General features: G+C 72.6%; 12 protein-coding genes and 1 pseudogene. 6 read left to right on the forward strand and 7 right to left on the reverse strand.

Annotated features, from left to right (window positions below; genetic code table 11):
- The first annotated feature begins 21 nt into the window (after positions 1-21).
- The 3 genes from ABZ953_RS00980 to ABZ953_RS00990 all read left to right on the forward strand — a co-directional run bounded on the left by ABZ953_RS00980 (position 22) and on the right by ABZ953_RS00990 (position 3,246).
- Positions 22-1,059, forward strand: a complete 1,038-nt coding sequence (locus ABZ953_RS00980) for an N-acetylmuramoyl-L-alanine amidase (RefSeq protein WP_361714574.1) — start codon at positions 22-24, stop codon at positions 1,057-1,059.
- 183 nt (positions 1,060-1,242) lie between these two features.
- Complete coding sequence (locus ABZ953_RS00985) at positions 1,243-2,118, forward strand: hypothetical protein (protein ID WP_361714577.1); 876 nt, start codon at positions 1,243-1,245, stop codon at positions 2,116-2,118.
- Positions 2,119-2,235: 117 nt separating this feature from the next.
- The gene (locus tag ABZ953_RS00990; RefSeq protein WP_361714580.1) at positions 2,236-3,246 is read left to right on the forward strand and encodes an LLM class F420-dependent oxidoreductase; all 1,011 of its coding nucleotides are present in this window, start codon (positions 2,236-2,238) and stop codon (positions 3,244-3,246) included.
- A gap of 21 nt (positions 3,247-3,267) precedes the next feature.
- Here the strand turns inward: ABZ953_RS00990 and ABZ953_RS00995 are convergent, their stop codons facing one another.
- Entirely contained in the window at positions 3,268-3,828 is a 561-nt protein-coding gene (locus ABZ953_RS00995) for a hypothetical protein (protein ID WP_361714583.1), read from the reverse strand.
- Between the two features lie 138 nt (positions 3,829-3,966).
- On the opposite strand from ABZ953_RS00995, the gene ABZ953_RS01000 reads away from it, so the two are divergent.
- Positions 3,967-4,260, forward strand: coding sequence for a hypothetical protein (locus ABZ953_RS01000; protein WP_361714586.1), 294 nt, complete (start codon positions 3,967-3,969; stop codon positions 4,258-4,260).
- Between the two features lie 122 nt (positions 4,261-4,382).
- Here the strand turns inward: ABZ953_RS01000 and ABZ953_RS01005 are convergent, their stop codons facing one another.
- Genes ABZ953_RS01005 through ABZ953_RS01015 form a run of 3 tightly spaced genes read right to left on the reverse strand, consistent with a single transcriptional unit; the run spans position 4,383 to position 7,629 of the window.
- Positions 4,383-5,465, reverse strand: a complete 1,083-nt coding sequence (locus ABZ953_RS01005; protein ID WP_361714589.1) for a prenyltransferase — start codon at positions 5,463-5,465, stop codon at positions 4,383-4,385.
- Complete coding sequence (locus tag ABZ953_RS01010) at positions 5,462-6,214, reverse strand: class I SAM-dependent methyltransferase (protein ID WP_361714592.1); 753 nt, start codon at positions 6,212-6,214, stop codon at positions 5,462-5,464. The genes ABZ953_RS01005 and ABZ953_RS01010 overlap by 4 nt, the downstream gene beginning before the upstream one ends.
- On the reverse strand, positions 6,208-7,629 hold the full coding sequence (locus ABZ953_RS01015) for a glycosyltransferase family 4 protein (RefSeq protein ID WP_361714596.1): 1,422 nt from the start codon (positions 7,627-7,629) through the stop codon (positions 6,208-6,210). Before ABZ953_RS01015 ends, ABZ953_RS01010 begins: the two co-directional genes overlap by 7 nt.
- A gap of 215 nt (positions 7,630-7,844) precedes the next feature.
- On the opposite strand from ABZ953_RS01015, the gene ABZ953_RS01020 reads away from it, so the two are divergent.
- The gene (locus ABZ953_RS01020) at positions 7,845-8,465 is read left to right on the forward strand and encodes a TetR family transcriptional regulator (protein ID WP_361714599.1); all 621 of its coding nucleotides are present in this window, start codon (positions 7,845-7,847) and stop codon (positions 8,463-8,465) included.
- 211 nt (positions 8,466-8,676) lie between these two features.
- Positions 8,677-9,159: pseudogene (locus ABZ953_RS01025) on the forward strand (response regulator transcription factor); the annotation flags it as partial.
- On the opposite strand, the gene ABZ953_RS01030 reads toward ABZ953_RS01025, so the two are convergent.
- The 3 genes from ABZ953_RS01030 to ABZ953_RS01040 form a co-directional block, all read right to left on the reverse strand.
- A complete protein-coding gene (locus tag ABZ953_RS01030; protein ID WP_361714602.1) occupies positions 9,085-11,025 on the reverse strand; it encodes an ABC transporter ATP-binding protein in 1,941 nt (646 codons plus the stop codon). The pseudogene ABZ953_RS01025 and the gene ABZ953_RS01030 overlap by 75 nt on opposite strands.
- Positions 11,022-12,749, reverse strand: coding sequence for an ABC transporter ATP-binding protein (locus ABZ953_RS01035; protein WP_361714604.1), 1,728 nt, complete (start codon positions 12,747-12,749; stop codon positions 11,022-11,024). Before ABZ953_RS01035 ends, ABZ953_RS01030 begins: the two co-directional genes overlap by 4 nt.
- A 146-nt stretch (positions 12,750-12,895) precedes the next feature.
- Positions 12,896-13,024, reverse strand: coding sequence for a SapB/AmfS family lanthipeptide (locus ABZ953_RS01040; RefSeq protein ID WP_361714607.1), 129 nt, complete (start codon positions 13,022-13,024; stop codon positions 12,896-12,898).
- Between the last annotated feature and the right edge of the window lie 8 nt (positions 13,025-13,032).

Genomic DNA, 13,032 nt, shown 5'->3' on the forward strand with positions numbered 1-13,032 from the left:
CCCCGCGGATAGGCTCGCCCCGTGTCGTACGTAGGTCCGGAATTCGATCCCTCCCAGCCGCCCAGGCGCAGCGTCCGCCGACCGCTGACGGTCGCCGTCGCCGCGCTGGTGCCGACCTGTCTGGCGGCCTATCTCGTCTACCAGGCGACCAGCGGGTCCGACGAGGGCGAACCGGCGAGATCGCTGCCGGTGTCGTCGAGCACGTCCGAGGGCGCGGACGCGTCACCCGGGTCCGCCTCGTCCGCCCCGTCCGGGACCCGCGGGCCCGAAAAGGGGAACCACAAGGACGACAAGGGCGACAAGGGCGACAAGGACGGCAAGGGTTCGGACGGCGACGACAACGATTCGGCCACGAAGCCGACGTCGCCCGGCCACGCCCCCGGCGGCCCCCTCAAGGGCAAGGTCGTCGTGGTCGACCCGGGCCACAATCCGGGCAACTTCCAGCACACGGCGGAAATCAACCGTCAGGTCGACATCGGGACGAACCGCAAGCCGTGCGACACGACGGGCACGTCCACCAACGGCGGCTACAGCGAGGCGAAGTTCACCCTGGCGGTCGCCCGCAACCTGCGCACGCTGCTCGAAAAGCAGGGCGCCACGGTCAAGTTCACGCAGGACGGAGACCGGCCCTGGGGCCCGTGCGTCGACGAACGCGCCCGGATCGGCAACAAGGCCCATGCCGACGCGGTGATCTCCATCCACGCGGACGGCTCCGGGGCAGGCAACCGCGGCTTCCACGTGATCATGCCCGCGAAGGTGAAGTCCGGCGCGGCCGACACCACGGCGATCGTCGCCCCCTCCAAGGAGTTGGGCGAACGCATCGCGGGAAAGTTCGTCGCCGCGACGGGCAGCGCCCCCTCGAACTACGTCGGCGGCGGCACCGGACTCGACGTCCGCAAGGACCTCGGCGGCCTCAATCTCTCCACCGTTCCCAAGGTGTTCATCGAGTGCGGCAACATGCGCGACGCGAAGGACGCGGCCCTGCTGACCAGTGGTGCGTGGCAGCAGAAGGCGGCACAGGGGATTTCTGAGGGAATTGCGGGATTCCTGCGTCGGTAGGTGCGGAGACGTCACCGTTTCGAAGCGCGGACGTCTTTATCCCGAGCAGACACCCCGCGTCTCCGGACGATATTGTCCTCCCTACGATGAGGGGCCACCCCCGCGCTTCGCGCACCGCGACACGACCGCGACTACGGCGACAGCGACGCCTCCACTGACGAGACGACTGACGAAGGACCTGAAGTGAATTTCCGCTCCCTCACTCGAGGCGACGGCGTGGTGATCGGAGCAGCGGTGTTGCTCTTCATCGCCTCGTTCCTCGACACCCTTGACATCGAAGGCGCCCCCAGCGACAAGCTGTCGAACGCCTGGGAAAACGGCAACCTGCTGCTGAGCGTGTACCTGCTCGGCATCATCGGTGCCGTGCTCATCGTCGTGGGCCGGGCCCTGCCGCAGCAGCGCAAGATCGTGGGCCTGGACCTCGGCCAGCTCGGGGTGGCCTTCACCATCGCCGCCGCGTGGAGCTCGCTCGGCGCGATCTTCGACACCGACCAGTCCTACAACTTCTTCTTCGACACCAGCCTCGGCCGCGGAGAGACCCCCGACGCCGGTGTCGGCCTCATCCTCGGCCTGATCGCCGCGCTCGTGCTCGCCGCGGGCGCCGTCGCGACCCTGCTCGTCCCCGCCCTGAAGGCTCCCCTCATGGGCGCCCCGCGTCCGGCCGCCCCGCAGCCCTACGGCGGCCAGCCGCAGGGTGGCTACGGCTACCCGGGGGCCGGTGCGGGTCAGCCGCAGCCGGGCGCGCCCTACGGCGCCCAGCCCGGCCAGCCCGGTCAGCCGCAGGGCCAGTCCTTCGGCGGGCAGCAGCCGCAGCCGCAGGCCGGGCAGACCCCGCCGCCCGCGCAGGCCCAGCCCGCCGGTGACTTCTCGCCGTTCTGGTTCGCCGTGCCGGTGCCGCGTCCGCTGTACGCGGAGGACGGCTCGCCGACCCCGATCGCCGAACTGGCGCCCGGTACCTGGTACTTGGCCGTCGAGCAGCGCGGTCCCGGCCTGGTGGCCCAGACGCAGGACGGCCGTCGCGGCGTCCTGCAGGACACCACGGGGATCCAGCGCGGCTGACCCCGCACCGAGTTCCGCCTCGGCCCCTCGCCCTTCCGGGCGGGGGGCCGTTGTCGTACAGTCCCTCCCCTACGGACCCCATCTGACGTAGCGTCAGTTCACCAGGGAGGCAGGCCTATGCGGCTCGGGCTCGCACTCGGTTACTGGGGGCGCGGCCCCGGCCCCGGGCACGTCGCCCTCGCCCAGGAGGCCGAACGGCTCGGCTACGACTCCGTGTGGACCGCGGAGGCCTGGGGCTCCGACGCCTTCACGCCGCTGACCTGGATCGCCGCGCGGACCTCGCGGATCAGGCTCGGTACCGCCGTCGCGCAGATGGCGGCGCGCTCCCCCGTCACCACCGCCATGCACGCGCTCACCCTCGACCACCTCTCCGGCGGGCGGATGATGCTCGGCCTCGGCCTCTCCGGGCCGCAGGTGGTGGAGGGCTGGTACGGGCGGCCGTTCCCGAAGTCGCCGCTGACCGCGACCCGCGAGTACGTCGAGGTGATCCGCCAGGTCCTGCGGCGCGAAGGTCCCGTGGAGGTCGCGGGCCGCTTCCACTCCCACCCGTACAACGGCCCGGACAGCACCGGTCTCGGCAAGCCCCTCAAGCCGATCACCCACCCCCTGCGGGCCGAGCTGCCCATCCTGCTCGGCGCCGAGGGGCCCAAGAACATCGCGCAGACGACGCGGATCGCGGACGGCTGGCTGCCGCTGTACTGGTCGCCGCTGCGGACCGACGTGTACGAGGCGTCGCTGACCGGTCTGCGGGAGGGCTTCACCATCGCCCCGATAGCCCGCGCGAAGGTCTGCGACGACGTCGCGGAGGGCCTGCTCCCGGTCAAGGCCATGCTCGGCTTCTACATCGGCGGCATGGGGCACTCCGCGCGCAACTTCCACGCCGACCTGATGGCACGGATGGGGTACGAGGCCGAGGCCCGGCGCATCCAGGAGCTGTTCCTCGCGGGGCGCAGGGAGGAGGCGGTGCTCGCCGTGCCCGACGCCTTCGCCGACGAGATCTCCCTGGTCGGCCCGCGCGCCCGGATCGCGGAGCGCCTGGAGCTGTGGCGCAAGGGCCCGGTCACGGACCTGCTCCTGCTCGCGCCGGACCCGCACACCCTGCGGGTCCTGGCCGAGCTCAACTCCTGAGAACTCCTGGGCCCGAAGGCGTCAGCCCTTGCTCAGCTCACCCGCCGACGGCACCTTGTCCTTGACCTCCGCGCCCGCGCTGCTGCCCGCGCCCTTGACGTCCTTGATGATGTCGTCGAAGGAGTTCACCACCGAGTCCGTCCCGTCGCCCTTGCGGAGCTTGGACGGCAGGTCCTTCAGGGCGTCGATGCCCGAGGTGAGGGGGGCCACCGCCTTGGCGAGGGTCGGGTCGCCCTGCGCGTTCTTCGTCGCGGCCTTCAGCCTGTTGTACGTGAACGCTCCGGCGAGGCCCGCCTTGACCAGGGAGAACTTCCGCCCCTTGGCGCCCTTCTTGAACTTGCCCGCGCGGAACGGCTTCACGATCCACTGGTAGGTCGCCCCGGCGGCCAGTCCCGCGTTGGCGACGAAGCGGGTCTTGGCGAACTTCTGCTTCTCCTGCTTGTCGGCGCTGCTGCTGGCGGACGGCGCCGACGCGGAGGCGGTGTCGTCACCGCTGCCGCCGCAGGCCGTCGCGCCTGCCAGCAAGGTGCAGCAGAGAGTGAGGGAGACTCCGGCACGTCGGACGGATACGGGGCTGAGCACGGGGCGGCCTCCAGGCGAGAGCTGAGCGGCCCGCGGCAGAGCGCGCTCCTCTGCGCAGCCTCACCCCGGCCGCCGCGCCCCGCCAGCGGGACGGGCCCGTACGGGTTTCAAGGGGGGCCTTCCAGGTATCCGGTCCTTATGTCTCCCACAAGGCACTCCCACGGCAGCACCGCGGGGCGGGTCATAGCGCTCGTCGCCGACATCATGGCCGCGATACTCGGCCTGTGGATCCTCATGTACCTGCTTGACGCGAACCGCGCCAACGACCTCGTCCAGTTCATCCACGACGTGGCCCGCTGGCTGGCGGGCTGGTCGCACGACCTGTTCACGTTCGACGAAGGCTGGGCGCGGGTCGTCGCGGGCTACGGCCTCGCCGCCGTCGTCTACCTCTTCATCGGCCACGCCCTCGCAGGACGCCTGCGCCGCTACTGAGCCACCCCACCCCACCCACCGGTCGCATGACCCGGGGGCCCGGGGCTACGGCCTCGCCGCCGTCGTCTACCTCTTCATCGGCCACGCCCTCGCAGGACGCCTGCGCCGCTACTGAGCGGCGTCTAACGAGGGACGTCGCAGCAGTCCGGGTCCAGGCCCCGCGGCAGGCGGTCGCCGGAGAAGACGGCGCAGGTCGCCTCGTCGCCGCCGAGTGCCGCCACCGCGAGGAGCAGCGAGCCCGCCGTCCAGGTGGTGAGCTCCGCGGGCCAGAGCGCCTTGTCGTCGAAGACGTAGCCCGTCCAGTACAGGCCCGACTCGGGGTCGCGCAGGTGCTGGATGGACTGCAGGATCTCCAGGGAACGGTCCGACTCCCCCAACACCCAGAGGGCGAGGGCGAGTTCGGCGCTCTCGCCGCCGGTGACCCACGGGTTGGGCACCACGCAGCGCACCCCGAGGCCGGGCACCACGAAGCGGTCCCAGCCCTCCTCGATGCGGGACTTGGCCTCTTCGCCGGTCAGCGCGCCGCCCAGGACCGGGTAGTACCAGTCCATCGAGTAGCGGTCCTTGTCGAGGAAGCGCTCGGGGTGGCGGCGGATCGCGTGCGCGAGGGCACCGGCCGCCAGCTCCCAGTCGGGCTGCGCCTCGTCGCGCTGCTCGGCGACGGCCAGGGCGCAGCGCAGCGCCTGGTGGATGGAGGAGGAGCCGGTCAGGAGCGCGTCGGTGACCGGCGTGCCGTCGGCCTCCCGCTTCCAGCCGATCTGCCCGCCGGGCTGCTGCAGCCCGAGGACGAACTCGACGGAGGCGACCACGGCGGGCCACATGCGGTCCAGGAAACCCTCGTCGCCGGTCGAGAGGTAGTGGTGCCAGACGCCCACCGACAGGTAGGCGCAGAAGTTGGTCTCGCGGCCGCGGTCGGTGACGTCGTCCGGGTCGCCGTCGGCGTACGCCGCGTACCAGGACCCGTCCGGGTTCTGGTGGCGCGCGAGCCAGTCGTAGGCGCGCTCGGCGGCCGCGTGTTCGCCCGCCGCGTCCAGCGCCATCGCCGCCTCGGTGTGGTCCCACGGGTCCAGGTGGTGTCCGCGGAACCACGGGATGGCGCCGTCCTCGCGCTGCACGGCGAGGATGCCGCGGACCGTCGCCACGGCCTGATCGACCGTCAGGACGCCGGGCAGGACGAGGTGTTCGGTCCGCTCCGGGCTCGTCACTTGGCGTCCGCCGCGGCGTCGGCCGAGGCCTTCGGCAGGTGCGGCTTGGTGGCGTAGGCGACGAAGCTCTTGCCGACCACGGGGTTGAGCAGCTGCTCGGCGACCCGGGTCGCGAGAGGCTTCTTCATGATGTCCCAGACCAGGAGCTTGTGGTACGCGCGGACCGGCAGCGCCTTGTCGTTGTCGACGCCGAACGCGCACTTGAGCCACCAGTACGGCGAGTGCAGCGCGTGGGCGTGGTGCGTGCCGTACGGCTTGAGCCCGGCTTCCTTCATCCGCCCGATCAGCTCGTCCGCCTTGTAGATGCGGATGTGGCCGCCCTCGACCTCGTGGTAGGCGTCGGAGAGGGTCCAGCAGACCTTCTCGGGGCCGTAGCGCGGGACGGTGACCGCGATGCGGCCGCCGGGCTTGAGGACGCGCACCATCTCCGCGAGGACCCCCTTGTCGTCGGGGATGTGCTCCATGACCTCGGAGATGATCACGACGTCGAACGACGCGTCGGGGAAGGGCAGGTTGAGCGCGTCGCCCTCCATCGCGGTGGCCGTCGCACCCGCGGGGGCCTCGCCCGCCTCCTTCATCGCGGCGAACCACTTGGCGACCTCGCGGATCTCCTCGCCGTTCTGGTCGAGGGCCACCACCTGGGCGCCGCGCCGGTAGCACTCGAAGGCGTGCCGGCCCGCGCCGCAGCCCAGGTCGAGCACGCGATCGCCGGCGGCGAGCGGGAAGCGGGTGAAGTCGACGGTCAGCACGTGGCCCTGCTTTCGGGGTGAGGTCCTGCAACTTCGGGGGCGAGCGCGGCCCCGGGGGCGGGCGCGGTCACCGGGGCGGGCGCGGCCACCTGGGCGGTGCGGCGCCCCGCGGAGCGGTCGATCGCCGTGCGGTAGAGCTCCGCGGTGCCCTGGGCGGCGCGGGCCCAGGTGAACTTGGCGAGCACACGCGCGCGTCCCGCCGCACCGAGCCTGGCCCGCAGCCCGGCGTCGCCGAGGAGCCGGTTCAGGCCGAGCGCGAGCGCCCCCGCGTCGCCCGGCGGCACCGCGAGGCAGGTCTCGCCGTCGGTCCCCGCGACCTCCGGGATCGCGCCGCCGGTGGTCGCGAGGAGCGGGGTGCCGGTCGCCATCGCCTCGGCGGCGGGCAGCGAGAACCCCTCGTACAGCGAAGGGACGCAGGCGACCTGCGCCGAGCGGACGAGGTCGACGAGTTCGGCGTCGGTGATGCCCTTGACGAACTCGACGGCGCCCGCGAGTCCGTGCCGCTCGATGGCCTGGGCGACCGGGCCGTCCTCGGCGCGCTTGCCGACGACGACGAGGTGGGCTCCGGGGTGCTCGGTGCGCGTCTTGGCGAGCGCCTCGATGAGGAAGACGAGGCCCTTGAGCGGGACGTCTGCGCTGGACGTCGTCACGATCCTGCCGGGCACCTCGGGGACGGCCGGGTCGGGCGAGAAGAGGTCGGTGTCGGCGCCGATGTGGACGACGCTGATGCGGTCGTCGCGCACGCCGAGGTGGTCGACGATCTCCTGGCGCGAGCTGCCGGAGACGGTGAGGACGGACGGCAGGCGGCGCGCGACCCGCTTCTGCATGCGCGTGAACGCGTACCAGCGGCGGACGGACATGCGGCGCTTGATGTCGGGCGCGGCGTCGAGCTCCAGGCGCCGGTCGACGGTGATGGGGTGGTGGATCGTGGTGACCAGGGGCGCGCCGAGGTCGCCGAGCAGGCCGTAGCCGAGGGTCTGGTTGTCGTGCACGACGTCGAACTCGCCGCGCCGGGCACGCAGGTGCCGCCGGGCCCGCAGACTGAAGGTGGTGGGCTCGGGGAAGCCGCCGGTCCACATCGTCGCCACTTCGAGGGCGTCGACCCAGTCGCGGTACTCGTCGCGCCCGGGAGTGCGGAAGGGGTCGGGCGAGCGGTAGAGGTCGAGGCTGGGGAGCTCGGTGAGCTTGAGGCCTCTCAGGTCCTCGCCCTCGTCGAGGACGGGGTAGGGCTGTGCGCCTATCACCTCGACGCTGTGGCCGAGCCGGGCGAGTTCGCGCGAGAGATGGCGGACATAGACGCCCTGTCCCCCGCAGAACGGGTTCCCTTTGTACGTGAGGAGAGCGATGCGCAGCGGACGCTCGCCGTCCCGCTCAGAGCCCTTTCGGGGGCCTGCCTCCATGGCCTCGGCGGTCACTCTCGGCCCCCTTCTTCCTGCAGCTCTCCGCGAGGTTACGCCGGGACGGTAATCTAGAACAAGTTTCAGACTTGATCGCTGAGTGATCGCTGAACGAGCTTTGAATCTACCGGCAGGTAGGCGAGGTGTAAGGCCCGGATCAGGTGATTCGCGCCACGACGGGCTCCCTGCCATGCTGTGCGATCTCGGGAGGCGTTTTCCAAAGGGGCATCGACATGACAGCGGAAGCCAAGGCGGCGAACCCGGCGGCGCCACCCCTCACCGAACGCCAGGAAGCGCGCCGCCGCCGCATTCTGCACGCGAGCGCCCAACTGGCCAGCAGGGGCGGCTTCGACGCCGTGCAGATGCGGGAGGTCGCCGAGGCCGCCGGTGTCGCCCTCGGCACCCTCTACCGCTACTTCCCCTCCAAGGTGCATCTGCTGGTCGCCACCATGCAGGACCAGTTGCAGCACATGCACACGACCATCCGCAAGCGCCCGCCGGCCGGTGAGACGCCCGCCGAGCGGGTCTCCGAGACGCTGATGCGGGCCTTCAGGGCGCTGCAGCGCGAGCCGCACCTCGCGGACGCGATGGTGCGGGCCCTCACCTTCGCGGACCGTTCGGTGAGCCCGGAGGTCGACACGGTCTCGCGGCTCACGACGGCGATCATCCTGGACGCGATGGGCCTCACGGAGAACCCGACACCGCGGCAGCTCTCCGCGGTACGGGTCATCGAGCACACCTGGCACTCCGCGCTGATCACCTGGCTCTCCGGCCGGGCCTCGATCGCCCAGGTGAAGATCGACATCGAAACGGTGTGCCGACTCATCGACCTTACGGCGGAGCCCCGGACGTAATCTCATCGCTCACCTGTCTGTCGCACAGGGGGCGCACAGTCGTACGGCAAATGCGCCCCCGCACACCCCCTTGGCCAGTTCTCTGCGTCACGACGGGGGTACTCACCGCTATGAATGTTCTGCGTGCTTGAACGGAGCAACCGGAGCGGGGAGCTGGAGGGGCAAGAGCGTGATCCGGGTCCTTCTCGTGCACGACGCCTGTCTACTGCGAATGGCTCTGGCGGAGCAATTGGCCCGCGAGCCGGATCTGGAGGTGTTCCACGCGCCGTGGTCACACGCGCGCGGCCGTCAACGCAGCGTGCGGCCGGACCTGTGCGTGGTCGACCTCGACGACGAGGTGACCTATGCGCACAACCCGCTCGGCGAACTGACCGGGCCCTCGGCACTGGGGAGGGGTTGCCGAGTTCTGGTGCTTGCCACCGCCAACCGCCCCGGCCAGCTGCGGCGGGCGGCGGAGGCGGACGCACTCGGCTATGTGAACAAGGCGAGCCCGCCGGAACGGCTGCTCGCCGGGATACGACAGGTGGCGGCCGGTCAGCGGTTCGTCGACGAATCGCTGGGCTTCGGCTTCCTCAAGGCGGCGCAGATGCCGCTCACCCGACGGGAGTTGAGCGTGCTGTCACTCGCCGCCGGGGGCGCCTCGGTCGCCGAGATCGCGAGCAGCCTCCATCTGTCCAACGGAACGGTGCGCAACTACATGGCCGCGATCACCCGGAAGACCGGGGCGCGGAACAGGATCGACGCGATACGGATCTCGCAGGGCGAGGGGTGGGTGTGAGGTGGCGCTCTCCTCCCCCCAGTCGCCCGCGCCGTTGAGGTCCCGATAGAGAGGCGAACGCTCCAGCAGCTCGTCGTGCCGCCCGCACAGGGCATGTGCTCCGTCCATCACCAGGATGCGGTCGGCGCGGCGGGCCGAGCTGATGCGGTGGGCGATCACCACCAGGGTGCCGCCGGGACGGGCCGCGAAGGCCCGCTCGGCGCGCGACTCCGCGACCGGGTCGAGATGACAGGTCGCCTCGTCGAGGACCGCCAGCGGAGCGGCCGACAGATAGGCGCGCGTCAGCGCTATCAACTGCCGCTCTCCCGCTGACAGTTCGGCGGGTACGAGCGAGGCGTCGAGGCCGCCGAGCCGCTCGGCGAGCGGGGCCAGGCCGACGGCTTCCGCGGCGGCGAGCAGCTCCCGTTCGGGCACGGCGTCCGCCCGCAGGTACCGCAGATTGTCGCGGAGCGTCCCGGTGAAGACGTACGCCTCCTGCGGGATGAGCACCCGCCGCCCCACAGCCTCCTCGCCCCGCACGGGCAGCCCGCCGACCCGCACGTCTCCGGCGTCCGGTGCGAGGAGCCCTGCGACGATTCCGGCCAACGTCGACTTCCCGATGCCGCTGGGTCCGACGACGGCGAGGTGCTCGCCCGGCGCGACGGTGAGCCCCAGATCGCGCAGGACGGGCTCGGCGTGGGGGCCGTAGGCGAAGGTGAGGGAGGAGAGGTCCAGGGCGGCGACGGGGGCCGGGGCCTCGGTGGCGGTGCCGCCTTCGGCCGCCGCCCCTTCCCCGGCGTCCGGGCTCACCGCCGGCGGGTCCCACGTCAGGCGGCGCAGGACGATCGCCAGGCGGGAGCCGCTCGCGCCCAGGCCGTGGACCAGATTGTGCAGGGCGGGCAGGAGCGCCTGGGTGACATAGGCGAGGGCTCCCACCAGCGCGCCCGGCGTCACTCCGCGGTCGAGCAGCCAGGGAGCCGTGGCGAGGAGCAGGACGAGCGGGAGCTGGCCGCCGACGGCGAGGGCCGCCGTGCGCAGGATGCCCCAGCGGGCGAGAGCGCCCGCCGTCGCGTACTCCCGGGCGACGTCCCGGTCCAGGTCCTCGGCCACGCCCTCCTCCGCACCGGCCGCCGCGACGTCCCGCAACCCCGGGCAGACCACGCCCAGTTGGCCCGCGAGGCGCTCGTCGGCGACCAGGAACTCCTCCTGCCGCCGGGCCAGCGGGCGCAGCGTCGCCACGAACAGGCCGATGCCCGCGAGCAGCGGCGGCGCGACCACCAGGAGCAGGAGCGGGTCCAGCGAGAAGAGACCGATCAGCGCGCCCACCGCCGTGAAGACGAAGGAGCGGGAGACCATCACCAGGCCCGCGAAGGTGTCCCTGGCGATCTCGACCTGCTGGGTGAGCCGGGACACGGCGGCCCCGTCCGCCTCCCGCAGCCCCCGGCCGACGACCTGGCGCACCAGGGTGTCCCGCAACGGCTCCACCAGGTCGGCGACCGCGCGGTACACCTGCCCGGTGCCGTACGCGGCGATCACCACGCCGAGCGCGGCGGCGCCGAGCCAGCCGAGGCCGGTCGCCTCGTTCCCGTCGAGGAACCCGTCGTCCAGGGCGTGCGCGAGCGCGTACCCGGTGAGGAACGTCTGGCCGGTCTCCAGGACGGACCAGATGGCGAGCCGCGCCACCACCGGCCACCTGCGCCACAGGAACCGCAGACCGCGGCGGTACGGCCCGCGCGGGGCCGCCTGGTCGGCGGACGAGGCGGACGAGGCGGACGAGGCGGACGAGGCGGACGAGGGCCTCATGCGCCGAACACCTCCCGGTACTCGGGCCGTTGCCACAGCTCCGCATGGGTGCCGACCGCCCGGATCCGGCCGTCGTGCAGCCAGGCCACGGCGTCCGCGCGGGCCGCCGTCGCCGCGCGGTGGGCGATGATCAGGCGGCTGCGGTGCGGGGTGTGGCGGAGCAGGGCCTCGGCGATGTGGTGTTCGGTCACCGTGTCGAGGCTCGACATCGCGTCGTCGAGGATCAGGAGCCGCCCGCCACGGGCGAACGCCCTTGCCAGGCCGAGCCGTTGGGCCTCACCTCCGGAGAGGGGCGCCTCGGCGCAGGGCGTGGCGTAGCCGTCGGGGAGCCGGGTGACGAAGGTATCGGCGCGGGCGGCGCGGGCCGCGTCGCGGACGCGGTCGGGGGCCGGGCGCGGGGCTCCGAAGCCGATGGTGTCCCGCAGGGTGTCGCCGAGCAGCGCGGGCCGCTCGAAGGCGTAGCCGACCTCTCGGCGCAGCTCGGCGCGGCTGAGGGTGTCCAGCGCTGTGCCGTCGAGGCGTACGACTCCTTCGTCGGGGTCGGCGAGCCGCCCCGCGAGGGAGGCAAGGAGCGATTTGCCCGCGCCGGAGCGGCCCACGACGGCGACCGTGGTGCCCGCGGGCACGGTGAGGTCGACGCCGTCGAGGACGGCGCGGCCGCCGCGGGCGGCCCTGACCCCGCGCAGCTCCAGCAGGCCTCCGCCGTCCGGGAGCCGCGCCGTGCCGTACGCGGTCGCGGGCTCCGCGAGCACCTCGCGCAGGCGTCCCGCCGCGGCCCTCGCCCGGACCAGGCCGCCCAGCTGTCCGACGAGCATGCCGACGCCGGTGGCGAGCACCGCGTACCGGGACGCGGCGAGGAGGTCGCCGATGCTGATGCGGTGGTGGAGCACCAGGTGGCCCGCCACGGCGGCGACCGCGATCTGCAGGAGCGGGGCGACGGCGACGGCCTGCGCCTGGGAGCGGCCCTGGACCCGCCACATCCGGTGGCCCTGGCGGCCGAGTTCGGGCAGCGGCTCCAGGACGCGTGCCGCCTCCTTGTCCTCGGTGTGCGCGGCGGCGATGGTGCGTGCCCCGCCGATCGCCTCGTCGAGGCGGCCCGCGATGTCTCCCTGGACCTTCTGGTAGCGCGCCACGCAGTCGGACGAGACGCGGACGAACGCCCTGAGCAGCAGGAAGAGGACGGGGCCTCCGACGAGGAACACCACGGCGAGGCGGATGTCGACGACGGCGAGGGCGACCACGGCGCCCACCGGGGTGACCAGGGCGGCGAGGAGGGCGGCGAAGGTGGCGGGCGCGATGCCCGCGTGTGCCGCGTTGTCGATGAGGCGGGCCACCAGGTCGCCGGGGGCGAAGCGGGCGGTGGTGCGGGGGCCGACGGCCAGTGCGTGGCGTAGGACGCGGCCGCGCAGCCAGGCCGTGGTGCGGGCGTTGGTGGTGCCGGTGAGGACGCCGTCGATGGCGTCGAGGAGTGCGCTCGCGGCGATCAGTGCCGCGCACACCAGGATCCAGCGGGTGGCGTCGGGGTCGTCGCGGCCGGTGAGGTGGCCGGTCAGGACGGCGTCCAGGGCGTGGCCGATCGCGTACGGCAGGAACAGGGTCGCGCCCGAGCCCGCGACGGCGCACAGGGCAAGGACCGCGCAGCGGGCGGCGCTGTACCGGGTGGCTTCGCCCAACAGGCGGGTGCCGGTGGTCGGTTGGTGCGGACGGGGGGTCGTCGTCGCCATGCGGTGCGGGTCTCCGTCGCCTCGTCGTGTGCGTAGGTCTCGCAGCCCCCGTGTCGGCGGGGCCACTGAGGGCCCGGACGGCCCCTTGCGGGACCGCCCGAGCCCTCAGTGCCGTGCCGCTTTCACATGCGGTCAGTCAGCGGCGATCAGAGGCAGAGCACGACACTGGCCTGGCTCCAGCAGAGCAGCAGGCTGGCGAGGCTGCCGCCACCACCACCGCCGCCGCCACCGGTCAGCTCGTCGGACTCCATGCTCTGCAGGTCGAGAAGCGCCATGAGAATTC

The sequence above is a fragment of the Streptomyces sp. NPDC046465 genome (assembly GCF_040646035.1).
In the GTDB taxonomy this organism is placed as follows: Bacteria; Actinomycetota; Actinomycetes; order Streptomycetales; family Streptomycetaceae; genus Streptomyces.

Bases quoted from the DNA above. Each gene is read 5' to 3' on its own strand.
- ABZ953_RS00990 (WP_361714580.1), top strand. From the start codon at position 2,236: ATGCGGCTCGGGCTCGCACTCGGTTACTGGGGGCGCGGCCCCGGCCCC.
- ABZ953_RS01000 (WP_361714586.1), top strand. From the start codon at position 3,967: ATGTCTCCCACAAGGCACTCCCACGGCAGCACCGCGGGGCGGGTCATA.
- ABZ953_RS01020 (WP_361714599.1), top strand. From the start codon at position 7,845: ATGACAGCGGAAGCCAAGGCGGCGAACCCGGCGGCGCCACCCCTCACC.
- ABZ953_RS01030 (WP_361714602.1), bottom strand. From the start codon at position 11,025: ATGAGGCCCTCGTCCGCCTCGTCCGCCTCGTCCGCCTCGTCCGCCTCG.
- ABZ953_RS01035 (WP_361714604.1), bottom strand. From the start codon at position 12,749: ATGGCGACGACGACCCCCCGTCCGCACCAACCGACCACCGGCACCCGC.
- ABZ953_RS01040 (WP_361714607.1), bottom strand. From the start codon at position 13,024: ATGGCGCTTCTCGACCTGCAGAGCATGGAGTCCGACGAGCTGACCGGT.